Source organism: Rhizomicrobium sp. (assembly GCF_056722145.1).
The window spans coordinates 1-23,417 of the sequence record NZ_JBWZET010000148.1; the positions used below are offsets into that span (position 1 = coordinate 1).

The window sequence follows — 23,417 nt, forward strand, 5'->3', positions numbered from 1 at the left end:
CCGGTTCCTATTCCCCCTGGGGATGAGGACCGCAAGGACCACTTCATCACGCGTAACGGACTGACCTATGCGGGAAGTCACCTGATAATTGATCTATGGGACGCCGAGGGTCTCGACGACCTTGATAGGATTGATAAAGCGCTTAGGGACGCAGTGAAGGCGGCAGGGGCCACCCTGTTGCATATTCATCTGCATGTATTCGGCGATGGCGGCGGTATTTCTGGCGTTGCCGTGCTCGCTGAAAGTCACATCAGCGTCCATACTTGGCCCGAGAAGGGTTATGCGGCTTTCGATGTCTTCATGTGTGGAGATGCCGAGCCCCGCAAAGCTCTCGCGGTGTTCAAGGCGGCATTCAATCCTGGTCGCCTGGTGATCGGCGAACATAAGCGCGGCGTGCTCTAATCAGCCTCAAAGCGCGAGTTTCATTAAAGGGCGGAAGCGGCAACACCGTTTCCGCCCTTGTTTTTTCCAGCCTCATCCCTTGGGCGTCTCGAAGGATGATTTCTCCACCTGATTAACTGTGTTCTTTGCCGCGCTCTGCCATAATGGCGGCGGATCGGCGGGGACTTTGAGTTGCGCTACGACGCTTGCATCATCGGGGCGGGAGCAGAGGGGCTGGCAGCTGCCGCCACGCTGGCCGGCCGCGGTCTCAAGGTGCTGGTGGCCGAGCGCGCCGCTGCGCCGGGCGGGCGCTGCATCACGCAGGTGTTCGCGCCCGGATTTCGTGCTTCGCCGTTTGCCGATGAACTGCCGGCGATTCCGCCGGCGATTTTCCGCGATCTCGATCTGGCCCGTCGCGGCGCCATCCTGACGCCTCCGGCTGAGGCAGGCGGGGTGATCGGCGCCATCCGTGACGGCGTCATCGCGCGCGTCTTTGCCGATGCAGCAACGAAGCCGGCGCACTCTTGGTTCCGTCGCGCGACCCTAACGCCGTGGCCAGGCGAGGAGCTGGCGACCCGCGGCGGCATCGAATGCGGCGGCGAGGGCTTTGGCGATCCCGATCGCGGGGTGCTGGCGCTGCTGGCTGGTCCCCCTGGTGGCTTGCCGCGCGGCGGGCTCGGCGCGCTCGGTGCTGCGCTGGGGCGGGCGGCGGAAGAAGCTGGCGCGGAGATCGTCTGCGGCGCCGAAGTGACCGACATTCGCCGTCGCCATGGCCGCGTCGCGGCGGTTGGGCTCGCCGACGGCCGCGAAGTGGAAGCGCGCGCGGTGATCTCCACCCTCGATCTGCGCCGCACCTTCCTGTCGCTGTTCACCTGGAACCAATTGCCCAAGCCGCTGGTGGAGCGCATCGGGGCTTTCCGCGCCGCGCCGGGCATCGCGCGACTGTTGCTGGCGCTCGAAAGCCCGCCGACGCTGCCGAAAAATTTTGATCCCGATCTGGTGCGCCGCCCGATCACGCTCGCCGCGTCGCTGAGCGAGGCGATGCGCGCCTGGGCCGCCGGTCTCATTGCCGAACGCCCGCCGGCGGTGGTGCGGTTGGTGTCGGCGGTCGATCCCTATCTTGCGCCCGACGGCGGTGCGGTGGTGACGATCACGCTCGCCGCCATTCCGCATATCCCATTCGATGGCGTCTGGAGCGACGACAAACGGGCGGCATTGCAGCGCCGCGCCCTGGCGCTGGTCGACGAAATCTTCCCCGGCACGTCGGCCAAGCTGAAAGGCGCCGAACTGATCCTGCCGCCCGACATCGAGACCCGGCTCGGGCTTACCGAAGGCGATCTGTCCGGCGGTGCGTTGTCCGCGAGCCAGATGCTGTCGTTCCGCCCGTTTGCCGATCTCGCCCGCTGCACCGGCTGCCGCACGCCGATTGCCGGGCTTTATCTCGCCGGACCGTCGTCGGCGCTGGGACCGCTGGCGACGTGTGCCTCGGGCGTCGCCGCCGCCACCGCGGTGTTGACCGATTTGGGGGGCGCATGAGCGACGTGCTCGTCATCGGCGCCGGACCTTCCGGCCTCATCGCCGCGATCTACCTCGCCAAGGCGGGTGCGGACGTGACGGTGCTCGAGGCGGGCGCGCTGGCGGGCGGGATCTGCGCCAATCGCGTGCCGGTCGGGGATTTGGCGGTGCCGACGGGGCCGCACGCATTTTCGGCGCTCGATCCGCGCGTGCTGAAAGAATTGAAGCTGACGAAGGCGCTGCCGTTCGCCGAGCGCGATCTGCCGCTGACGCTGATGCGCGATGGCGAAACGCTGACGCTGCCGCGTGATGTGCACGAATGCCAGCGCCGCCTCGCCATCCTGAATGAAACCGATGGTGCGCGCTTTACCGCCTTCCGCCGCGAGCATTTCGCCTTCGCGCGGGCGATGCGGGCGCTGTGGTGGGAGGACGGCGATGTCGCCGACGAACCCGTCCGTACCCGGCTCCGGCGGATGAGCGTGACGCCGGCGGCGGCATTTCTTGAAAGCGCCTTCGAATCCGACATGGCGCGGGCTGCGTTCGCCTTCGATGCGCTGGCGGCCAATCCGTCGGCGCCTGGCAGCGCGCTGGTGCTGGCGTGGCAGGCGGCGCAGGAGATGTGCGGACTGCAAGGGGCCATCGCGGTGCCGGCCGGCGGTCCCGCCGTGCTGGTGGAGGCGCTGATGCATGCGGCGGCGCGCGCCGGCGTCACGGTGCGTCTCAATGCCGAGGTCGGCAAGCTCGATCTCGATGGCGAAGCAGTGCGCGGCGCGGTGCTGACCTCGGGCGAAACGGTGCCGGGCCGCACCATCCTGTCGAGCCTGACGCGCAAACAAACGCTGCTCGGATTCCTGCCGCCGGGTGCGGCGGGATTTGCAGCGGCGCGGCGGATCGGGACGGCGGCCGAGGTCGGCGAGGCCAAGCTGGTGCTGATGTTGAAGGCTTGTCCGCCGGCATTCGCCGAGCCCGCCCGCTATGTCATCGGCGACAGGCTTGATGGCGTAGTGGCGGCCTATGGCGAGGCACGCACCGGCGTCATTCCCTCCGATCTTTTCCTCGAAGCCATCGTGCTCGAACCGAATGATCCGCCGCCGCAGGAGCCGCATGCGGTGCTGCTGTCGGTGCGCATCCGACCGGTTCCGATTGCCGCGGACTGGAAAACGTTGGCACCGCAGCTCATCCAGACCGTCGTGCGCATGCTGGCCCATCACGCTCCGGGCCTTGCCGCCAGCATCACCGGTCTTGGTTTCGTACCGCCCGAACCGGCCGATGCGCTATGCCTCGCCGACATGGTGGCGCCTTGGCGGACGCGCATCGCGACGCCGGTGCGTGGGCTTTATCTGTGTGGCGCGTCGGCCGAGCCGATGCCGTGCGTGTCGGGACGGGCGGCGCGGATTGCGGCGGCCATGGTCGTCGAAGATGGAGCGGCCGCATGAGCCTCGACGCGACGCCGTTTCATGCCCGCGCGGTGGAAGCCAACCGCCTCAATGCCTGGGAGAACCGCGGCACCTTCACCCTCGCCACCCATTACGGCAGTGTCGCCGAGGAAGCGATCGCGGCGCGGTTCGGGGCGGTGATCGCCGACGTCTCGTGGCAGTGGCGGCTGGATCTTGCCGGCGAAGAGGTTTCGGCGCTGGTGTCGCGCCTGTTCAGTCGCGATGCCTCCGCGCTCGGCATGGGCGCGACGATGGAAGTGCTGTGGCTCAACGATGCCGGCGCGGTGCGCGGGCAGGGCGTTGTGATCCGCCTCGACCGCACTCGCTTCCGCCTCGTCTCCGCGACCGAGGATTTCGATTGGATCGCCGGCGCCGCGCGGCTGTATGGCGTCACGGTGGACGATTGTACGCGCCGCGAAGGCGCGCTGGCGCTGATCGGTCCGGCTGCCGGCAAAATTCTCCGCGCCGCCGGCTTTCCGGCCGGGCTGCCGCCGCTGTCGTTCCGCCCTGCGAGCTGGCGCGGGCTGGAGGTATCGCTGGCCCGCTCGGGCCTCGGCTTTGTGATCGGCTGTCTCGCCGACGACGCCCTAGTGGTGTGGGATCGGCTGATGGCGGCAGGCCATCCCTATGCCTTGCTGCCGGCCGGGCAGGCGGCGCTCGATATCCTCGAAACCGAAAGCGGCATGGTGCAGTCCGACCGCGACTACGCCCCCGCCCGCGAGGGTTTTGCGACCACGCCGACGCCCCAGGCGCTCGGATTGACGGCGGTTGTCGATCGCGCTCATCTGTTCAACGGGCGTGCCGGGGTCCTGGCGGCAGGGCCTGACACGGCGCTCACAGGGATCGTGTTCGAAGGCGAACCCGCCCGGCCTGGAACGGCTCTGCTCAAAGGTGCGGTGCCGGTTGGCCGACTCGTCACGGTGCGCTATTCCCCGGCCATGAAGCAGGCCATCGGATTCGCTGTGCTGCCTGATCCGGTGCCGGAAGGATGGTTAACGGCTGACGCGATCCGCTGCCGCCCGGTGGCGCTGCCTTTCTTGCCGGTTCCCGCGACGGAAGCCGGCGCTGAACCCGTTTAGATCCTGATGAGGGGCGGCAGGATGAAGCCGGAATGGTAGTCGATCCGGATACCGATCTTGTCGTTCGCGTCGGCCAGGGCGACCGCGCCGCGGCCCAGGTGTTGATGGCGCGTCATCTGCCAACCATGCTGGCCTTGGCGCGGCGCATGCTGACCGGCCAGGCCGAAGCCGAAGACTGTGTTCAGGAGGCGTTTCTCAAGGTCTGGACCCATGCCTCGCGCTGGCAGCCGGGCAAGGCCAAGTTCGAAACCTGGCTCTACCGGGTGACGCTGAATCAATGTTACGACCGCTTGCGCAAGCGGCCGACGGAACCGATCGAGGCGGCGGCCGATGTTCCCGACAGCGCCGACGCGCCCGACCGGGGTCTTGAGACCGCCGCTTTGGAGGCCGAAGTGTCGGCGGCGCTCAGGGAACTGCCGGAGCGCCAGCGCGCCGCGATCCTGCTCTGCCATTATCAGGAGCGGGGCAATATCGAAGCGGCGGAGATCCTCGGGATCAGCGTTGAAGCATTAGAAAGCCTGCTGGCGCGCGGGCGACGGGCGTTAAGGACGAAACTCTCGCATTTGCGGGATGGAGCGGAGTGATGAGTGACAACCAACCGATCGACGATCGGCAGTTCGCGCAACGAATTCTCAGCAGCCTGCCGACCACTCCGGTTCCGGCGGCCCTGGAAGCCCGCATCCTGGCCGATTTCGACCGGCTGGCGGTGCGGCGGACGGGATTGCTGGCGCGCTTCGGCGAGCGGTTGTGGCCCGGTGCTCCGGCATGGCAGCCGGCCTCGGTGCTGGCGCTGTCGCTGATCCTCGGGCTGACCGCAGGCGTCTTCGTACCGTCAACCACGACCAGTTCGACCGCGACCGAGCAGATCGTTGTCGCCTCCGACACCACGCCCGATCTGGATTTGGACAGGGACCAGTAAGATGAGCGCCATCTCTCCGCCCGAACGGCCGCGTCGCAATGTGGCGCTTATCATCTCCGTATGCATCAACCTGGTGCTGGTCGGCATTATCGCGACGGCCGTGGTCCGCATCCATTATTTCCATCCCATGATGCCGGGTGGCGGGCGCATGGGCGGACCGGGCATGGCCGGAATGGCCGAACGTCAGCAAGTACGCCTGATCATGTCGCCGCATGTCCTGATGGCGGTGGCGCCCGACAAGCAGGACGCGCTGCACGCCGTCGCCAGCTCCCACCGCGATCGCATGGACACGCTGCGCGATACGGCCATCACCGCCCGTCGCGACGTGCTGCAAATTTATGAGGCGCCGATGCTCGATCGTGCCGCGCTCGACCAAGCGCTCGGCCGCATGCAAGCCGCCGACGCCGCGCTCGAGTTGGAAGCGATCAAGACGGCTTCGGAAGCGAGCGCAATCCTCAGCGCCGATCAGCGCAAGCGCGTGCTCGATTGGCAACCGCACGGCGGCCGCGGCTTCGGGGGTTGGCACGGTCCCCGCCCCAACGGCGAAGGCCCGCCGCGCGAGGAGTGATCGCCTGTCCGGTGCTGCGGCGAAAAGGTGCGAACGCACATTGCTCTCAGCGGTCTGTTTGGCAACTGATTGAATTGTATTTGTTTTGTTCGAAATGTCGCACCCGAAAAACTCCCCTTGAACTGTGCGGGAGGTTTCCCCATTTCCATTAAATCCGCTGAATTGTACCGAGACCGCCGCGAGGCGAACTTGTCATGGCCCGCGACTGCGGCCATCCAGGTCTCGCCGCACGGCAGCACAAGAAATTTCGCCATTGCCGTCGAGACTGAGCAACACGACCTGGATCGCCCGCATTTGCGGGCGATGACACGGAGAGGTGCTCCGATCGCGTGTAATCCTCCGCCGCTTTACGCCGCTTTCGGCAGCCTGAGTTCCGCCGAGGTGCCTTCGCCGGGTTCGCTTTCGAGGCGCAGCGCGCCGCCCATGCGCCGGGCCAGCGCCACCACGATGGCAAGGCCCAGGCCGGTGCCGGTCGACACGCCGACGCGCGAAAACCGCCGGAACGCGACGCCGGCCGTCGAGCGTTCGGTCGGCGAGAAGCCGCCGCCGCTGTCGGCGACCGCAATCGAGATGGCGCCGGCATCCTCGTTGATCGACACCGTCACCCGGCCGCTGTCGGGCGTGTAGGTGAGGGCATTGGAGAGAAGATTCATCACGATGCGGCGCACCGCCATCGGATCGGCGAACACTTCCGAAGGCGCCGACGGCAGCAGGTTCAGCGTGATGCGGCGCGAGAAGGCGCGGCCGCCGCTTTCGGCGACGCAGGCTTCCACGACGTCGGCGACGTCGAAGCGTTCGGGCTTGAAGGGATAGCGCCCGGCCTCGATGTCGGCGAATTCGAGGATGTCGCCGACCTTGGTATGCAGGGCGCGGCCGGCCATTTCGATATCGCGGGCGTATTCGACGTATTTTTTGTGCCCGACCGGGCCGTAGAAGCCGCGCTCGATCACCTCGGCAAAGCCGATGATGGCGTTGAGGGGCGTGCGCAGCTCGTGGCTCATGTGGGCGACGAATTCGCTCTTGGAGCGCTGGCTTTCGATTGCGGCGCGTTCGGCGTTGGCGAGGCGCACCAACAGGCGCGCTTCGGCCGGGCGGGTGGAGCGCAAGGAGCGGATCGCTTCCGACGTTTTGGCGCGGCGCTCGAATTCGCGCACGAACACGGCCGCGAGCCAGGCGCCGACCAGCGCCGGTCCGAGGATCACGAACAGGTACAGCGGCATGGCGCCATACCAGGCGCTGAGGGCGCCGGGGTCTTCGGTCGGCACCAGCACCTTCAGCGGCCACGACGGCACCGCGGCGGCGATGGTGTTGCCGGAAAGCGGAGTGCCGGCGATGGGTGTGCCATTGGCGCCGGCGATGGCGAGATTGTTGAGCACCCCGGCCGGCACCAGGGGGCGGAAACGTACGGCGATGATGTCGATGCCCTGGCGGAATACGATCACGGTCGCGGCACCGTCGCCGACCACGGCGGGACGGTCGATGGCAAGCCCGGCGAGCGTGGTCATCGGGATCGGATCGCCGAGCGTGGACGAGACCTTGCCGAGCGCGTCCGACACCGCGATCGCCGAGACATCGGGTGGCAGGGTGAAGATTTCGCCGGCGGCGAACTGGCGGCCGATGCGGTGCTGGCGCGCCAGCGTTTCGCCGACCATGGCGGCGACGTCTTCGGCCCGCTTGGTCTGGAAAAAGGCCGCCTCGCGGTTGGCGTTGGCGGTTTCGAAGTGGAACTGGAGGGCGCCCGCTGCGGCAAAGCTGCCGGCGATCACCACCACGCACAGGATCACCGTCAGGCGGATGTTGCGCGTCGACAGGCCCGCGATTTTCGCCAGCGTGCCGCCCAACAGCGGCCGAATTGCGATTGTGAGGCCCGCCATGAATCCCGTGTCCTGCGCGGTCCGGTGATTCGCGCTCTCGGGATTATGAGAATCACTTGACTCGGTGTGAAGGGGCACAGGCGACTCAGGGTGTGTCCTGAGCCGCCCGCGCACCCGCCCCAAGGCCGCTCTGGCCTAACTCGCGATGGCGTGCCAGCCGGTCCCTGGATTGACCGACAGGGGGGTGGCCGACAACACCGATGTGCCGCTCATCATCATGGCTTCGTACTGACCGGTGGAGGCATTGCGCAGCAGCACGTCGCTGAAGCCGTCGCCGTTGTAGTCGGCCGAGCCGCAGGCGGTCCACGCCGAGCCAAGGTTCTTGGAGGCATTGCCGCTGCCGGAAAGCACGGTCGACCCGTTCATGAACCAGACGGCCACCTGGCCGGTGGAGGTGTTCTGCAACAGGATGTCGGACTTGCCGTCGCCGTTGAAGTCGCCGGTGGCGATCGCCTTCATGCCGGTCCCCGGATTCGACGCCAGCACGGTGTCGCTCGCGACGCTGGTGCCGTTCATCTGCCAGATCTCGAGTGCGCCGGTGGAGGTGTTCTGCCACAGGATGTCGGCCTTGCCGTCGCCGTTGAAATCGCCGCTGGAGATCACCTTGAAGCCGGACGGTGCATTGCAGATGGTGCCGGTGGATACGACGGTGCCGCCGTTCATCTGCCAGACCTGGACCTGACTGCCGTTCTGGAACACGAGATCGGATTTGCCGTCGCCATCGGTATCGCCGACGGCCACCACCTGCCAAGCCGGCGATGCGGGCGTCGTGACCGTCGCGGTCGCCGTTTTGGTGGTGCCGTTCATGGTCCAGATTTGGATCGCACCGGTCACCACGTTCTGCCACAAAAGATCGGACTTGCCGTCGCCGTTGAAATCGCCGGTGCGGACGTTGGTGAAATTGGAGTTGGGCGCGGTGAAGGTGGCGGTGGCGCTGCGTGTCGCCCCGTTCATGGTCCACACCTGAATGGTGGTGTTGCCGCTGACCGCGAGCAGCACGTCGCCCTTGGCGTCGCCGTTGAAGTCGCGCTGGACGATCTTGGCGCCGGTTGCCGGCGGAGGTGTGGTCGAGCCGCCGCCCGTCGACCCACCGCTTGCAGTGACGGTGTAGCTCTGGTCGGCGAACTGGAGTGTTTCGATGCCGGTCAGCGTGTCGGTGCCGGCGCCGTTGCCGGAAACGGTCAGCGACCCATTGGCATTGTAGGTCAGGGTATAGGCGGAGAAGTTTCCCGTATATTTCACCGTGTCGGTGCCGCTGCCGCCGGTGAAAATGTCGTTGCCCGCGCCGCCGGTGAAGACGTCGTTGCCGCTGCCGCCGACGATGGTGTCGCCGTCGTCGTTGCAGGTGACGGTCGTGGCGCCGTTGCCGCACACCAGCCGGTCGACCTTGGTGTTGAAGGCGATGGCGATGTTGTTCTTCATGCCGGTGGTCGACGAATAGGTGCCGGGATTTAGGTTGATGGTGGCCGCCTGGCTGAAGCCGGAAACATCGAGCGTATTGCCGGTGCCCTTGTCCCAGATGGTGATGACCGGGTTCTTGTTGACGGTGAAATCGAAGAACTGCTTGATCGACGCGTCGACGTTGCAGTTGAAGCCGAAGGTCTGGCCGCCGGAGAGCGGGGTCGACGTTGCGACGCCGTAAAGCTGCTGGACCGCCAGGATATCGAGCGGCATCCAGGTGGTGGGATAATTGCCGTTCCAGTTGGTGCCGGTCACCGGATATTGCGATGAATAGGTGCCGGTCTGGCCGCCGTTGATGTAGGACATGATCGTCCACTGGCGATTGTCATAGGCGCTGAACTGCTGCGTGGTGGTGTTGACGGCGCCGTTATAGGGGCCGGCGTGGCCGAGACCGAGGGCATGGCCTTCCTCGTGCAGGAATGTCTCGATGCCGTAGCCGCCGTAGTTCGAGAAGCCGCCGCTGACTGAGAAACAGGCTTGGCTGGTGTCGAGCGAGATCGGCGCCGAGGTGATGGTGCCGAGCGTCTTGCTGCCGACGGCGTCGGCACCGCTGGTGGCGCTGTAGATGGTGTAGGTGTAGGCGCCGCCGTCGCTGCCGCGATTGAAGGTGATCTTGGCCTGGCTGGCGGTGGTGGTCTTGACGAAGCTGATGTTGGCGACCGCTGCCCACAAGGCCAGGCCGGCGGTGAGCTGGGCCTGCTCGGCGGCGGTCCAGTTCGAGGCCGGGTTGAAGTAGAAATAGACCGTGCCCCCGGGTGTCCCCGCGGTCGTGGCGCCGAATTTGGAGGCGCGAACCCAAGAGGTCGAGTAGGTCGCCGGAGTGTCGGAGTTCCAGCCCCAATAGGAGGTGGGGGTCAAGGTCCCATCGGCCTTCACGCCGGTTAGGAATGAGACTTCATCTTGCATCGTGGGAGAGGTCGGCATGGTCTGCCTCGTTCGGATTGCGCGTGGGGAGTCTTGGTTTCTTTTCGCTTCCAAATTCTTGCAGCGCTACGTGACCGGGCGTCGTTCGTAGATCTCCCTAAGCAATCGAAGCAGTGCGAAAAACGCACGCGTTTCCAAGCGCAAGCGCGCTTGTTTGCAATACTTCCGATTCAGGATTCGACAGACTGATACAATCGTGAGGCGGCATGCCGCACGATGTGGCTGTGACAAAAGCCAATGAAATTGAAGCGAACTGTATCGACTACGGAGTTTGTTTTGAAGCGTTCGAAAGTTCGTGCACGGAGTTTCGAACCGTTTGAAATCTCCGTCCGCTTTTGGTCACAAAAGTGTGGGATTTGATCCAAATCGGCAGCAAAGAAAAACGCGGCGGAACCCGTCCGGGCGCCGCCGCGCTTCAATGGTGAAGTCCTTGTACCGATCGCTACGCCAGCATTTTCGAAACGACTTCGAACATGTTCGACGACAGGCCCGGCGTCTTCAGGATCGCGTCGAGTTCGGCCTGCATCAGCGCCTGACGCGCGGGATCGAAGCGGCGCCAGGTTTCGAAGGCGCCGGTCATGCGCGCGGCGACCATGGCGTTGATGCCGTCAAGCTGGCGCACCACCTCGCCGACCAGGCGATAGCCGGCGCCGTCGGCGGCATGGAAGCGCAGCTGGTTGGCGGAGAACGCGCCCACCAGCGCCCGCACGCGATTGGGATTCTTCATGTCGAAATGCGGATCGTTCATCAGCGCCTTGACGCGCTCCACCGTATCGGCGCGCGGGCTCAGGGCCTGCAGGCCCATCCATTTGTCGAGCACCAAAGGATCGGCGGCGAAGCGGTCGTGGAAATGGGCAAGAGCGCGCGCGGTGTGCGGCGAGGCCATGCGGGTCAAGGCGGCGACACCGGCGATCATGTCGGTCATATTGGACGCCGCTTGGTAGTGGTTGAGCGCCAACTCGGCGGCCCTGTCGTCGTCCGACGCGGTGAGGAAGCGCAAGGCCGCGTTGCGCAGCGCCCGCTTGCCGGCGGCTTTGGCATCGGCGGAGAACGGCCCGGTGTCGCCGAGCTTGCGGTAGATGTCGGCGAACTTGCCGGTGTGCGCCGCGGCGACGGCCTTCACCAGTTTGGTGCGGGCGGCATGGATGGCGTCGGGATCGACCACGTCCATCGCCATTGCGATTTCGCTTTCGAGCGGCAGCGACAGCATGTTCGCGGCGAACGCCATGTCGTCCAGTGCCTTGTCGAGCACCGGTCCGATGGCGGCGACGTAGAGCGGATCGGCCGCGGCGCCCTGCATCATCGCCAGCATGGCGGTGCGGGCGGCGGCCTGACCGGCTTCCCAGCGATTGAAGCTGTCGGGATCGTGCGCCATCAGATGCGTGCGGGCTTCGGCGCTCTGTTCATGCGCGAACACCGCTGGCGCCGAGAAACGCCGGCCGAGCGACAGCAGCGGCGCTTCCTCGACGCCGATGAAGGTGAAGGTCTGTTCCGGGGCGGTCAGTTCGACCACGCGTTCATCCGCGCCGGTCGCATTCTCGCCTTCGAGCGTCAGGGGCAGGGCGACGCCCGACTTGCCAACGAGGCCAAGGCGCACCGGAATGTGCATCGGCTTCTTGTCCGGCTGTCCCGGCGTCGGCTTCAGCGATTGGCCGATGGTCAGCGCATAGGTTTTCGCCGCCGCATCGTAGCGGCCCGCGGCGGTGATCACCGGCGTGCCGGCCTGGGCGTACCACAGGCGGAACTGCGTCAGGTCGCGACCGGTCGCGTCCTCGAAGCATTTCACCCAGTTCTCCACCGTCGCGGCCTGGCCGTCATGACGGGTGAAATAGAGATCGGTCGATTTGCGGAACGCCTCGTCGCCCACCAGCGTCTTCAGCATGCCGATGACTTCGGCACCCTTTTCGTAGATGGTGGAGGTGTAGAAATTGTCGATGGTGATGTAGCTCTGCGGCTGCACCGGATGCGCCAAGGGACCGGCGTCTTCCTGGAACTGGCGAAGGCGCAGCGCCCGCACGTCTTCGATGCGCTTGACCGCATGGGAGCGCTGATCGGCCGAGAAACCCTGGTCGCGGAAAACCGTGAAGCCTTCCTTGAGCGACAGCTGGAACCAGTCGCGGCAGGTGATGCGGTCGCCCGACCAGTTGTGGAAATACTCGTGCGCGACGACGCCCTCGATACGCGCGTAATCGTCGTCGGTTGCCGTTTCGGGCGAGGCCAGCAGCACCTTGTCGTTGAAGATGTTGAGGCCCTTGTTTTCCATCGCGCCGAAATTGAAGGCAGAGACGGCGACGATCATGAAGATGTCGAGATCGTATTCGCGCCCGTAGGCCTGCTCGTCCCATTTCATGGCCCGCTTCAGGCTGTCCATGGCGTAGAGGGCACGCGGCTCGTTGCCGTGCTCGACGAAAATCTTGAGATCGACCTTGCGGCCCGACATCGTGACGAGCGAATCCTCGAACACGCCGAGATCGCCGGCGACCAGCGCAAACAGGTAGCAGGGCTTGGGGAAGGGATCGCTCCACACCGCGAAATGCCGGCCGCCGGAAAGATCGCCCCGCTCCATCAGATTGCCGTTCGATAGCAGCACCGGGTAGAGCTTCTTGTCGGCCTCGATGCGGGTGGTGTAAACGGCGAGCACGTCGGGGCGGTCGAGGAAATAAGTGATGCGGCGGAAGCCTTCGGCCTCGCACTGGGTGCAGAACAGCCCCTTCGACGTGTAGAGGCCCGACAGCAGGGTGTTCTCGGCCGGGGCGATTTCCGTCACCACGTCGAGGACGAATTTCTCCGGCACCTCGGGAATGATCAGAAGTTCCGGTTCGAGCGTGTACTGGTCCGGCTTCAACGGGTGGCCGTCGATCGCCACCGAGACCAGCTTTACCGCCTCGCCATTGAGCACCAGCGGGGCACCGGGAGCGCCGCTGCGGATCACGCGCATGCGGGCGGCAACGCGGGTCGCCTGCGGATCCAGAGTGAAGTCGAGCGCGATTTCCGGCACGCGGTAATCGGGGGCGCGGTAGTCCTTGAGATGAACGGCGTGGGGCTCGTCGGTGCGCATGCGCAGGATCCGTCTTTTTGCGGCCGCACGGATATACCGCAGCGGCCCGCGTCATTCGATGGGTTTCACGAGATTTGGCGCGCAAATGGGGCCGAATGGGGGCGGCGAGGGCGTTAATCCCCAGCCGGCGCGGTTTACCCGAACGGCTGCGACACGTAGGAGCTGAAGGTCAGGACGTGGTCGACGGTATCGTCGTCGGGCCCCAGCGGCAGCAGCAGGTTTTCGCTGTGGGTAAAGTTCACATGCAGCACGTCGCGCCCGACCTTGCCGCGCACCGCCAGGGGGGCACGCGCCTCCACCACTTTTTTCAGCAGCGGGATGACGATCAGGTCGAAGCCCGGTTCGTCATAGGCGAGATCGCTCATGCGCCGGTTCTGCAGCGGCAGGCCGAAGCTCATCACGATCACGTCGCCGACGATGCGGTAGACGAAGTCGCCGTTTTCGACCTTGATCAATGTAACGTAGCGCAGCGACGAGGCGATTTCGCGCGGGCGGATGTCATCGCGGCAGGGGAAGCGGCGGCCGCCGCATTTGGAAAGCCAATAGCGGTAACCCGACCGCAGCACCGCGCTGTCGATGCCATCGACGGCGATGTCGTTGAACACCGAGCTTTCGGGAATGCATTTCGTGGCAGCGTGCAATGACATGGTCGCCCCCCTTACAGGCGCTCAGTTCCCCGTCTCGATCCTGGTGAGTATGTCCTGGGCGTCGTGTGCATAGTTCGCCAGTTCGGTCGGCATATCCTCGCCTGATTTGCGCGCCCAGTTGACGAGCGCAGTGGCGAGGCGTTCGAGCAGCGGGGCCGCGGCGATCAGCCGGGCCTGGCGCTCGATGCGGTTGGGATTGAGGTCGTATTCGGCGCCTGGCACGCGCCAGCCGCCCCAGTCCTGTTCGCCGGTGATCACCACCGGATAGGTGCCGGGCACGGGGTGGCGCGAGCAATCTTCGGTCGGCTGCCACTTGTTGCGGGCGCGGGTGACGCGCCAGCGTTCGTTCTGCGACTGCAGCTTTTCCGGGGTCGGTTCTTCCTGCTGCAGTTCCTCGGCAACGAAATCGCGCCCCAGGCCGCAATCGTAGACAACGCGGATCGGCTCATCGAGGCCCTTGGTCCACTGCGGCACGACGCGCTCGACCAGCGCCCATGTGCCCACAGGCCGGACGTAGACGCGCTGGTTCTTATGGAACTGGGCCTTGGCCATGCCTGTTCTCCGGACAGTTGTGAAAGTGTAAGCGCCAGCCGTTTAAGGCCGGGTTAAACACTGCGGCGTTGACCCAACGCCAAGTCGCAGCGCGACCACCCTCAGCCGGTTTGCCGGAGCGGCGGCAGGAGCGCGCCGGTCAACCAGTCCATGCCTTGCCGTAACGCTACGTTCTCCCCGATCACCAGGATCGCGGGACCTTCTTGGGCTGCGGCGGCGTCGCCGAGATCGGCGAGGGTGGTGATGTGTACTACTTGGGCATCGAGCGAGGCGTTGCTGACCACCGCCGCCGGTTCGCTGGGCGCCCGCCCGGCCTCGATCAGCCGGGCCGCGATGTCGCCGGCATGCTTTTTCGCCATATAGAGCACCAGCGTCGGCGAGCCTTTGGCGATGGCCGCCCAGTCGAGGTCGGGCAGCTGGCCGTCGGCGCCATGGCCGGTGAGGAAGGTGACAACGTGATTGGTGTCGCGATGGGTGACCGGGATGCCGGCGTAGGCGAGGCCCCCGATACCCGCCGTTACGCCAGGCACGATGCGGAACCGGATGCCCGCTTGCGCCAAGGCTAGCGCCTCTTCGGCGCCGCGCCCGAATACCAGGGGATCGCCGCCCTTCAGCCGCAGCACGCGCTTACCTTTTTGGGCGACGGCGACGAGGGTGCGCGAAATCTCGGACTGCCTGCACGATGTGACGCCCGCCCGCTTGCCCGCGAAAACCAGTTCGGCGCCGGGCCGCGCCAGCGTCAACAGGCTTTCGTTGGCCAGCGCGTCGTAAAGGATTACGTCGGCCGCACTCACTGCGAACAGCCCGAGCGCCGTGATCAGTCCGGGATCGCCGGGACCGGCGCCTGCCAGCCACACAGTGCCGGGCTCGAAGGCGGGCAGGGCCAGCGCCGTCGCCAATTTCTGGATGGCGGCGCGCTCCGCCGCGGTGGTGAGGTCAGATGTCATTTATCAATCCGGCATTGTGAAATATAGTGTACCACGTTCGTATTGGGTAAAATAGCCATCTTTCAGGCGAAACTTGCCTTCTTGGCGTTCCCCTTCAGGCCCTGCTTGCGTTACACCCATGCTTCGCCAACTTGGAAACCATAGCGCCATGCTCAAACCCCGCTCGGACCTTAAGCCCAACACCTTCGAAAACGAGATTTTCCCGCTGATCACCCCGAACGGCTTCCGCGAGTACGATGCCCGCTGGCTGTTCGGCAAAGAGCTGAATTTGATGGGCGTTCAGGCACTGGGTCTGGGCCTTGGCACTTACTACATGCAGGAAGGCGTCAAGCGCGTTGTGACCGGCCACGACTACCGCTCCTATGAACTCTCCATCAAGAACGCGCTGACGCTCGGGCTGATGCAGGCGGGCTGCGAAGTCGTCGATATCGGCCTGGTTTTGACGCCCTGTGCCTATTACGCGCAGTTTGCGCTCGATTGCCCGGCCGTCGCGGTGGTCACGGCCAGTCACAACGAGAATGGCTGGACCGGCGTCAAAATGGGTTGCCAGAAGCCGCTCACCTTCGGCCCCGACGAGATCAACCGGCTCAAGGATATCGTTCTCAACAACAAGGGCGTGGAACAGCCCGGCGGCAGCTACACCTTCGTCGAGAATTTCATTGAGACCTATCTCGAAGCCGTCACCAAGGGCCACAAGCTGTCGCGCCCGATCAAGGTGGTGGTGGCAACCGGCAACGGCACGGCCGGCCTGTTCGCGCCCGAAGCGCTGCGCCGCATCGGTGCCGAAGTGATCGAAGTCGACACGGCGCTCGACTACAATTTCCCGAATTACAATCCCAATCCCGAAGATCTCCACATGCTGCACGCCATGGCGGCGGCGGTGAAGAAGTATGGCGCCGAACTTTGCGTCGGCGTCGATGCCGACGGCGACCGCTGCGGTGTGGTCGACGACAAGGGCGAGGAGATCTTCGCCGATAAGGTCGGCGTGCTGCTGGCGCGCGACATCTCTGCCAAGGTGAAGAATGCGCAGTTCGTCGTCGACGTGAAATCGACGGCCATCTACACCATCGATCCCGTGTTGAAGGCCAACGGCGTCAAGACCGACTACTGGAAGACGGGTCACTCCTACATCAAGCGCCGCACCGCCGAACTGGGCGCCACGGCCGGCTTTGAAAAGAGCGGTCATTATTTCTTTAATCCGCCCTATGGCCGCGGCTATGACGATGGCGTGGTTGCCGCTATCGCGGTGTTGGAGATGCTCGATCACGCCGGCAGCAAGAAGCTGTCGGATCTCGAAGCGACGCTGCCAAAGACGTGGTCGTCGCCGACCATGGGCCCGTATTGCTCCGATGGCGCCAAGTACAATGTCGTCGCCGCGATCACCAAGGAATACGAGGATTTGAAGGCCAAGGGCGAGAAGATTCTTGGTCAGGACATCGCCAGCATCGTGACGGTCAACGGCGTCCGCGTGACGCTGGAAGACGGCACCTGGTGCCTGGTGCGCGCGTCCTCGAACAAGCCCTCGCTGGTGGTGGTGGTCGAAAGCCCGACGTCCGACGCGGCGATGCACGCCATCTTCAAGGACCTCGACGCCCGCCTGTCGAAGCATCCGGAAGTCGGCGAGTACGATCAGAAAATCTAGCTTTCTGCCCCCGCGGGCAACGCGGCTTGCGACGCAGGCACGAAGACCGTGGGGGAAGTGGCCCGCAGGGCCGAAGGGGGCTTTACCAGGGGCTTGACGGGTTTCGACCCGTCAGGCCCTTTTTCTATTCGCTATTCGCTATTCGCTATTCGCTATTCGCTATTCGCTATTCGCTTCATCCAACCACGCTCCACGCCATCCTGACCACCGAAAACGTCGCGATCGCGGCGAAGAGGACGCGTACCTTTTTGGCTTCGAACTCGTTGGCATAGTGGGTGGAGATCAGGGATGTGGCGAAGGCGGTGGGGGCGACCACGGCGAAGGCCATCAGGTTGACATAGCCGTAGGAGTAGCGCGGCAGCTCGTGCATGTTCCATCCGGCGGCGACGGCGACCACGGCTCCGGCCGCGGTAATGGCGACGGCGAACAGGCTGGCATTGGCGCTCGCCTTGTCGGACGCAAGCCCGCTCGCGGTCAGCAGCGGCGCGCCGAACGCCGCACCACTGAGGCCGAGCATGCTGGCGAGCGCGCCTTGCAGGCACGCCGCAATCATCGCACGCCATCGCGATACGGCCGGGCGTGGTTTTGCGTTCGCGAAGGTCAACACCACGGTGCCGAGCCCGCCGACGGTGAAAATCAGCACAAGGATCATCGCTGATAGCGTCAGCCCGACGAAGGTGCCGACGATGACCCCGATCGCAAGGGCTGGGGCGGCGCGGCGGGCGAGGTTCCAATCGGGGACGCGGGTCGCGAGCAGCCCCAGCGACAACGGCAGCAGCGCGGCGAATCCGGTCCCGGCGGCGAGGTGAAAGGCTTTGTCGGGCGTCAAGCCGGCGTTGCGCGCAGCCAGGAACAATGCTGGCACCAGGATCAATCCGGCGCCGCGTCCGAGCGCGCCCGACACCAGTCCCGCCGCCGCGCCCGCAATCAGAAGTCCCAGCCCCAAGGTGCCGAGATCGTTGCCGCCGCTCAAGAAATCCATGCCGTCACCCGCGCCTGCCTGAAAATCAAGATTAGGAGTTGCGAGGTTTGAGGGATAGCGCGATTACATCGCGGCACCGGGCGCCTCTGCTATTGGCGCCAGCCTACCTCCACGCCGAGCACGCGGCCCTTGTTGAGCGGCGAGAAGGTCGGGCGGGCGCCGCCGGCATAGCCGAATGGGGCGGTCGATGGCAGCGTGGTATCGCCGCCCCAGGTGGCGACATTGGTCAAATTGCGGCCATAGGCGGCGACGCTGAGATTGCCGCGCACGAAGGCGAGGCGCGCATCGAACAGATCGGTCTCGGCCAGTCGCCCGAGATTGGTGTCGTTGTAATAGGAGGCATCGCGGTGGTGCCAGCCGGCGCGGGTTTCCAGCGTTCCACCGGCCAACGGTGCCGTGTAGAAGACATCAATCCCGGCGCTCAGCGGGGCAAGCCGCGGAATGCGCATGTGCTTGTCGGCATCGTTGACGACAAGATCGCCGTTGAGGTCGGCCGTGACCTTGGCATAAGCGCCGTGCACATAGCCGGCCTCCGCCGCGATGGCGAAGCGATCGATGACATTCCAACGCGCGTCCACCTCGCCGCCATACAAATCCGCAGTGCCCGCGTTCAGCACCAGCTGCTGCACGCCGGAAACCGGATCGGCGAGATTGGTTTCGCGCTGCATGTCGTCGATGTGGTTGTGGAATACGGCGACATCGAAATGCCCGTCGGTAAATTGCCGCTTGAGGCCAGCTTCAAACGTGCTCACCGTTTCCGGATCGTAGGCCAGCGGTTTCAGGCCGAGGCTGGAGGTGCGGAAATTGGCGCCGCCGCCGCGAAAGCCGCGCGACCAGTTGGCATAAACATCCGTCTGCGGATCAGCTGTCCACTGCACGCCGAGGCGCGGTGAAAAATCGGTCCACGATTGGAAGAACGGCGTATCGGAAAACACCAGTGTTTTCGCATCCATGTCGCCGCCATCGAGGCCTTCGCCGGGGGCGCCTCCAATGCTGTCGGCGGCGCGGCGCACCCGCGAAATGCGCGAATGCTTGTGCTCATAGGTGGCGCGCAATCCGGCGCGGACACTCAGCGTTTCGGTGGCGTGCCAGGAGCCGTCCGCGAACCCGTCCCAATCCTGGAAATAGCCCTGGCCGCCGCCGGTGCGCCGGAACGTCGGCGAGAAATTGCGTTCGTCGATGTAGAGCAGGCTTTCGTCGCTGTACGAGGCGCCCGCCACCAGCGAGGCGGCACCGGCGTCGAGCGCGTAGCGCAGCTCACCATTGTGTTGGCTTTCGGCGTTGAGGATGCGGGTGTGAAAGACGAACTGCGGCGTCGAGTCGATATCGGCCGCCCATGGCACCGTCGCGGACCGCCAGCCGGCGAGAGCCGTCATAGTGCCGGTGCCGAGTTGCGCGTTGGCTTGCGCTGTGACCTGGGTCCAATCGGTGGCGGCGCGGCCGCGATCGTCGATCGAAAAGCCGAACGTGCCGGGCGCGAACAACGCGTGGTTCTGGCCCGCCGGGCCGTCGCCATTATCCTGACCATGTTCGGCGCGCACGATGAGATCGATGCCGTCGCCGGGCGTGAGTTTGAATGAGGTGCGCACGGCATAGCGCGAGGTGGCGCCGAATTTCGAGTCGTCGAAGCGATTGGTGAACCAGCCATCATCGCGGCCAATAATCATCGCGATACGGACGGAAAGCTTGTCCGCGATTACCGGGCCGCCCATCGCGGCTTCCACGGTTGTGTTGGGCCCGGTCTCGGTCGCGATCCGTCCGCGCACATCCACCGTGTCGCCGGGCTCGCGCGTATGGATCAGCACCGCACCGCCGGTGACGTTGTGGCCGTAGAGAGTGCCTTGCGGCCCGCGCAGCACCTCGATGCTGTCGACATCGAACAGCTCGGTCAGCGATCCGGCGTTCATGGCGAGATAAAGGCCGTCGGCGAACACACCAACCGCAGGATCTACCGAGGGAATCGAGGAATTGACGCCGATGCCGCGAATGGAAATGTTGGCAATGCCGCGCGCGGTGCCGAGATCGTCGATTTGCACATTCGGCATGACATTGCCGAGATCGGTAAGGTTTGCGACGTTGCGCGATTGCAAATCCGCCGGACCAAACACGTCTAACGCGAGCGGCGTGTTCTGCGGCGTAGCGCTGCCGAGTTTGGATGCGGTCACGACGACTTCTTCGCCGGCCTCGGCGCGGCAGGCGAGAGCGATGGCGGCAGATACGAGGACAAGCTTACGAAACATCGCGACCTTCCGGTGAGAGCGATGCGTCCTTAGCCTGCCGCGCTCTCTTTGGCGAGAGGGTCGCGTGTCAGCACGACCGAGGTTTCGATCTGCCGGTCCGATACTGTCCAGTACGTTCGCAGCAGCGCGTCGGTTTCGGCGCGGGTCGTCATGACGAAGCCGTGGCGCTGGTAGAATCCGATCGCCCAGGCGGCGTCGGCCCAGGTTCCCACCAAAATCGGACCGTCATAGCGGGCGATCAGGAATTTGAGCAGCCTGGAACCGAAACCTTTGCCCTGCATCGACGGCAGCACGTAAGCGTGACGGATCAGAGGCTGGTTTTTGACGAGTTGCAGTCCCATGACGCCGGCCAGTTCGCCGTTCTCCTCCCATCCCCAAAACATCACGCCGCTGGCGATTTCCGATGCCAGCGCCGCGGCGCTCATATAGGGATCATGAATGCAGTCGGGCGGGATCGCGCCGCGGTATTTTTCGGCCCCGGCGTTGACGATCGCGGCGATGGCTGGCTGTTCGTCGTCACGGCAGGTGCGGATGGCCATGAACTCCTCCCGGTTTGGCTCTGAAATGGGCATTAGCAGGCGCCGTTGCAAGGGCGCATCCGACATTTGCTTGAGCCGTTGTCGTCAAGCCGCTAAACCTGTGGCCAACACGGAGGCGGATCATGGACAGGCGCACGGTGTTGGGTCTTGGCGCGGCGGCGCTGACGGCGATGAGCGCGAAGGGTGAGACGATGAAGTCCGACGGCACGCTGTCGACCGATCCGACCGAAATCATTCCGCTGTGGCCGGCGACGCCGCCAGGCGGTGAGGGCGTGCAGCTCAAGGCGCGCATCGTCGAGCGGTCGCCAACGCCCGACATGGTGCACGACCGCTATGTCGACAGCGTCGGTATGCCAATCCTCACCGTGTTCCGGCCCGACAAGCCCGATGGCTCGGCGTTCGTGCTGTGTCCGGGTGGCGGCTATGTCCGCACCGTGATCGACAAGGAGGCCTTCGAAAGCGCCCGCCGCTTCAATGCCGCCGGCATCACCGTGTTCGTGCTGCGGTACCGGCTCCCGGGCGAGGGCTGGGCCGACCGCTCCGACGTGCCGTTGCAGGATGCCCAGCGCGCCATGCGGCTGGTGCGCGCCTATGCCGGCCACTACGGCATCGATCCGGCACGCGTCGGCGTGCTCGGCTTTTCTGCCGGCGGTCACGTCGCCGCCTCGCTCGCCACGCGCTATGGCGAACAGGTCTTTGCGCCGATCGATGCAGCCGATGCATCCGATCCGCGTCCCGCCTTTGCCGCGCTGATGTATCCGGTCGTCACCATGAGCGACAAGGCGCATACCGGTTCGCGCGACAAGCTGCTCGGCCCCGAGCCGTCGGCTGCGGCGATCGCGAAATACTCCTGCGAGCTGCACGTTACAGCCGCGGCACCGCCGAGTTTCATCTGTTTTGCCGGCGACGATCCGGCGGTGCCTCCGCTCGGCAATGGCTTGGCGCTCTATCAGGCGCTGATGGCCGCCAGGGTTCCAGTGGAACTGCACGCCTTCGAAAAAGGCGGCCACGGCTTTGGCATCGCTGGCGCCGCCGGCAAGCCGTGCGCGGCATGGCCCGATCTCTTCCTTGCCTGGGGCCGCGCCCACGCTTGGTTCAAACCCGCTTAGACCAGACCGGAATGCAGGGCGAGGCGACAGTCTCGTTGGCAATGCCGCGTTCGAGGCGGAACAGCGTCAGGAATTGCAGCTTCGGCGGATGAATCGGGCCGTTGCGCTTGAGATCCGCCGCCCGGCACATGATCGTCGTCGCCGCCGCGGCATGGGTCCGCGCCAGGACGAATTCGGAATATTCCAGCTTGGCGCCGATGCCCTTCGGCAGCGTCACCGGCAACGTCGGGGTGTCCGAGAACAGGTACACTGGCCCCTGCGCCAGCGCAGCTTCAAGGTCCTGGGTGTGGCGCAGGACGTCGATGCGATAGGGCTTCGGCCGCACCATCGGATAGCCTTCGAAGCGATCGGTATCGAAGCTGTAGGCGTGCAGTCCGGCCGGGAAGTGGCGATAGAGGTATTTCGCCATCTTCATGTGCGGCCGGATGCCGAACGGATACACGGCGAGGAACAGCATGGCGGCCACCGCACTCCAGCCGACCAGCTTTCCGATCCATGACGTGCGCCACAGTTTGAGCCGCGGGAATGCCAGCACCGGCCAGGCGGTGGCAAAGATGGCGAGCGGGAAGAGGAAGCGTTCCTCCTTGTGCGCCATGAAACAGTGCACCAGGAAGAACGGCAGCGTCACCCAGGTCACGGCATGGCGCGGCGAACGCACCCATGACACCACCATCGCGATCATCAAGACGGCGGTAATCGGTGCGAAAATGGTGCCGGGCTCGAGATAGAAATAGGCGAAGAGCGGCGAGGTGCCGAATGTCTTGGCGGCGACGCCCTGCACCAGATTGACGTCGACATAGGTCCACGGCGGGAAGCACCAGACGCCATAACCCCAGCGGTCGATCAGCGCCGCAACCGCGACGGCGAGCAGTCCACCCCCGGTGAACAGCGCGAGACCCCTCCGCGTCGTGCGGCCTTGGAACGCCAGCCACGCCATCAGGCCGAGGGTCATGAACGCGCTCTGGTAGCGGCATTCAAACGCCACCCCGGCCAGGAACCCGGCGATCAGCAGCCGTCGCATTCCGCCGCGCATTGCCAGCACCAGGGCGAAGGTGAAAAAGGCGCAAGCCGCGGTTTCAGACGCGGTGCGTACGAAGAGATAAGGCAGGAAGCCCATGAACGGCAGCATTGCCGCGAACGCGCGCTTGTCGTCGTCGCGTTCGAGGGTCCCGAGCATCCAGCGCGCGAACGTCGATAGCGCCGCCAACGACAGAATGCCGGTCGCGAGCCGCAGCACGAACATCAGGTCGAACAGGTCGGTAAGGCCAAGTGCGCGCAGCGGCCGGACGATTACATAATAAAGGAAGGGCTGCAGAAACGGACGCGCCCGCGCGCCGAATTCCCAGGGCAGATCGGCGGGGCTGGTGATGCCCAGCTTCATCGCCATGTATTCGAGAATCTGGAAGTGCTCGTCGGGAAAGAAGAAGGTCTCGCTGAACCAGGCGGTCACCAGGGTCACGACAGCCAAAATTGCGAAGCCGCGGTTCAAGGCGCCCTCGGGTCCGGGGGCGGAGAGGTAGCGCTGCACCGCCGCTGCGGTCCGC

Annotated in this window: 18 protein-coding genes and 1 pseudogene; 9 read left to right on the forward strand and 10 right to left on the reverse strand. The window is 65.2% G+C overall.

Translation table 11 applies throughout. The annotated features are described in order from the left end of the window. Nucleotides 1-9: 9 nt before the first annotated feature. The 7 genes and pseudogenes from speD (at nucleotide 10) to AC1P6P_RS08245 (ending at nucleotide 5,898) form a co-directional block, all read left to right on the forward strand. On the forward strand, nucleotides 10-402 hold the full coding sequence (gene speD, locus AC1P6P_RS08215) for an adenosylmethionine decarboxylase (RefSeq protein ID WP_481401971.1): 393 nt from the start codon (nucleotides 10-12) through the stop codon (nucleotides 400-402). 171 nt (nucleotides 403-573) lie between these two features. Then, the gene (locus AC1P6P_RS08220; protein WP_481401954.1) at nucleotides 574-1,917 is read left to right on the forward strand and encodes a phytoene desaturase family protein; all 1,344 of its coding nucleotides are present in this window, start codon (nucleotides 574-576) and stop codon (nucleotides 1,915-1,917) included. Beyond that, complete coding sequence (locus AC1P6P_RS08225; protein ID WP_481401955.1) at nucleotides 1,914-3,332, forward strand: phytoene desaturase family protein; 1,419 nt, start codon at nucleotides 1,914-1,916, stop codon at nucleotides 3,330-3,332. Before AC1P6P_RS08220 ends, AC1P6P_RS08225 begins: the two co-directional genes overlap by 4 nt. Beyond that, nucleotides 3,329-4,411, forward strand: coding sequence for a hypothetical protein (locus AC1P6P_RS08230; protein ID WP_481401956.1), 1,083 nt, complete (start codon nucleotides 3,329-3,331; stop codon nucleotides 4,409-4,411). The genes AC1P6P_RS08225 and AC1P6P_RS08230 overlap by 4 nt, the downstream gene beginning before the upstream one ends. Before the next feature lie 23 nt (nucleotides 4,412-4,434). After that, a pseudogene (locus AC1P6P_RS08235) lies at nucleotides 4,435-4,995 on the forward strand (RNA polymerase sigma factor); the annotation flags it as partial. Beyond that, nucleotides 4,995-5,330, forward strand: coding sequence for a hypothetical protein (locus AC1P6P_RS08240; protein WP_481401957.1), 336 nt, complete (start codon nucleotides 4,995-4,997; stop codon nucleotides 5,328-5,330). The pseudogene AC1P6P_RS08235 and the gene AC1P6P_RS08240, both read left to right, overlap by 1 nt. Nucleotide 5,331: 1 nt before the next feature. After that, complete coding sequence (locus tag AC1P6P_RS08245; protein ID WP_481401958.1) at nucleotides 5,332-5,898, forward strand: periplasmic heavy metal sensor; 567 nt, start codon at nucleotides 5,332-5,334, stop codon at nucleotides 5,896-5,898. Nucleotides 5,899-6,245: 347 nt separating this feature from the next. Here AC1P6P_RS08245 and AC1P6P_RS08250 read toward each other — a convergent pair whose 3' ends face one another. From AC1P6P_RS08250 to cobA, 6 genes are all read right to left on the reverse strand, one after another. Then, a complete protein-coding gene (locus AC1P6P_RS08250; protein WP_481401959.1) occupies nucleotides 6,246-7,772 on the reverse strand; it encodes a sensor histidine kinase in 1,527 nt (508 codons plus the stop codon). Nucleotides 7,773-7,907: 135 nt separating this feature from the next. Then, the gene (locus AC1P6P_RS08255; RefSeq protein ID WP_481401960.1) at nucleotides 7,908-10,157 is read right to left on the reverse strand and encodes an FG-GAP-like repeat-containing protein; all 2,250 of its coding nucleotides are present in this window, start codon (nucleotides 10,155-10,157) and stop codon (nucleotides 7,908-7,910) included. A 442-nt stretch (nucleotides 10,158-10,599) separates the two neighbouring features. Then, nucleotides 10,600-13,215 (reverse strand): aminopeptidase N, encoded by a 2,616-nt coding sequence (gene pepN / locus AC1P6P_RS08260; protein ID WP_481401961.1) that lies wholly within the window; start codon nucleotides 13,213-13,215, stop codon nucleotides 10,600-10,602. Nucleotides 13,216-13,349: 134 nt separating this feature from the next. After that, nucleotides 13,350-13,862, reverse strand: coding sequence for a PAS domain-containing protein (locus AC1P6P_RS08265; RefSeq protein WP_481401962.1), 513 nt, complete (start codon nucleotides 13,860-13,862; stop codon nucleotides 13,350-13,352). 21 nt (nucleotides 13,863-13,883) lie between these two features. Beyond that, a complete protein-coding gene (locus AC1P6P_RS08270; RefSeq protein WP_481401963.1) occupies nucleotides 13,884-14,414 on the reverse strand; it encodes a hypothetical protein in 531 nt (176 codons plus the stop codon). Nucleotides 14,415-14,515: 101 nt separating this feature from the next. Continuing rightward, nucleotides 14,516-15,361 (reverse strand): uroporphyrinogen-III C-methyltransferase, encoded by an 846-nt coding sequence (gene cobA / locus AC1P6P_RS08275; protein ID WP_481401964.1) that lies wholly within the window; start codon nucleotides 15,359-15,361, stop codon nucleotides 14,516-14,518. 148 nt (nucleotides 15,362-15,509) lie between these two features. Here cobA and AC1P6P_RS08280 point away from each other — a divergent pair, with 148 nt between their 5' ends. Next, the gene (locus AC1P6P_RS08280; RefSeq protein WP_481401965.1) at nucleotides 15,510-17,003 is read left to right on the forward strand and encodes a phosphomannomutase/phosphoglucomutase; all 1,494 of its coding nucleotides are present in this window, start codon (nucleotides 15,510-15,512) and stop codon (nucleotides 17,001-17,003) included. A gap of 175 nt (nucleotides 17,004-17,178) precedes the next feature. Here the strand turns inward: AC1P6P_RS08280 and AC1P6P_RS08285 are convergent, their stop codons facing one another. From AC1P6P_RS08285 to AC1P6P_RS08295, 3 genes are all read right to left on the reverse strand, one after another. Next, entirely contained in the window at nucleotides 17,179-17,985 is an 807-nt protein-coding gene (locus tag AC1P6P_RS08285; protein ID WP_481401966.1) for a TSUP family transporter, read from the reverse strand. Between the two features lie 89 nt (nucleotides 17,986-18,074). Then, nucleotides 18,075-20,225, reverse strand: a complete 2,151-nt coding sequence (locus tag AC1P6P_RS08290; RefSeq protein WP_481401967.1) for a TonB-dependent receptor — start codon at nucleotides 20,223-20,225, stop codon at nucleotides 18,075-18,077. A gap of 29 nt (nucleotides 20,226-20,254) precedes the next feature. Next, nucleotides 20,255-20,764: a GNAT family N-acetyltransferase gene (locus AC1P6P_RS08295; RefSeq protein WP_481401968.1), complete on the reverse strand. Its 510-nt coding sequence runs from the start codon at nucleotides 20,762-20,764 to the stop codon at nucleotides 20,255-20,257. A gap of 122 nt (nucleotides 20,765-20,886) precedes the next feature. Between AC1P6P_RS08295 and AC1P6P_RS08300 the strand changes: the two genes are divergently transcribed. Next, nucleotides 20,887-21,873 (forward strand): alpha/beta hydrolase, encoded by a 987-nt coding sequence (locus tag AC1P6P_RS08300; protein ID WP_481401969.1) that lies wholly within the window; start codon nucleotides 20,887-20,889, stop codon nucleotides 21,871-21,873. On the opposite strand, the gene AC1P6P_RS08305 is transcribed toward AC1P6P_RS08300, so the two are convergent. Then, the coding region (locus AC1P6P_RS08305; protein ID WP_481401970.1) for a glycosyltransferase family protein at nucleotides 21,860-23,417 on the reverse strand (1,558 nt) is incomplete at its 5' end. The genes AC1P6P_RS08300 and AC1P6P_RS08305 overlap by 14 nt on opposite strands.

Bases quoted from the DNA above. Each gene is read 5' to 3' on its own strand.
- AC1P6P_RS08225 (WP_481401955.1), top strand. From the start codon at position 1,914: ATGAGCGACGTGCTCGTCATCGGCGCCGGACCTTCCGGCCTCATCGCC.
- AC1P6P_RS08230 (WP_481401956.1), top strand. From the start codon at position 3,329: ATGAGCCTCGACGCGACGCCGTTTCATGCCCGCGCGGTGGAAGCCAAC.
- AC1P6P_RS08240 (WP_481401957.1), top strand. From the start codon at position 4,995: ATGAGTGACAACCAACCGATCGACGATCGGCAGTTCGCGCAACGAATT.
- AC1P6P_RS08245 (WP_481401958.1), top strand. From the start codon at position 5,332: ATGAGCGCCATCTCTCCGCCCGAACGGCCGCGTCGCAATGTGGCGCTT.
- AC1P6P_RS08250 (WP_481401959.1), bottom strand. From the start codon at position 7,772: ATGGCGGGCCTCACAATCGCAATTCGGCCGCTGTTGGGCGGCACGCTG.
- AC1P6P_RS08255 (WP_481401960.1), bottom strand. From the start codon at position 10,157: ATGCCGACCTCTCCCACGATGCAAGATGAAGTCTCATTCCTAACCGGC.
- pepN (WP_481401961.1), bottom strand. From the start codon at position 13,215: ATGCGCACCGACGAGCCCCACGCCGTTCATCTCAAGGACTACCGCGCC.
- AC1P6P_RS08265 (WP_481401962.1), bottom strand. From the start codon at position 13,862: ATGTCATTGCACGCTGCCACGAAATGCATTCCCGAAAGCTCGGTGTTC.
- AC1P6P_RS08270 (WP_481401963.1), bottom strand. From the start codon at position 14,414: ATGGCCAAGGCCCAGTTCCATAAGAACCAGCGCGTCTACGTCCGGCCT.
- cobA (WP_481401964.1), bottom strand. From the start codon at position 15,361: ATGACATCTGACCTCACCACCGCGGCGGAGCGCGCCGCCATCCAGAAA.
- AC1P6P_RS08280 (WP_481401965.1), top strand. From the start codon at position 15,510: ATGCTCAAACCCCGCTCGGACCTTAAGCCCAACACCTTCGAAAACGAG.
- AC1P6P_RS08285 (WP_481401966.1), bottom strand. From the start codon at position 17,985: ATGGATTTCTTGAGCGGCGGCAACGATCTCGGCACCTTGGGGCTGGGA.
- AC1P6P_RS08290 (WP_481401967.1), bottom strand. From the start codon at position 20,225: ATGTTTCGTAAGCTTGTCCTCGTATCTGCCGCCATCGCTCTCGCCTGC.
- AC1P6P_RS08295 (WP_481401968.1), bottom strand. From the start codon at position 20,764: ATGGCCATCCGCACCTGCCGTGACGACGAACAGCCAGCCATCGCCGCG.
- AC1P6P_RS08300 (WP_481401969.1), top strand. From the start codon at position 20,887: ATGGACAGGCGCACGGTGTTGGGTCTTGGCGCGGCGGCGCTGACGGCG.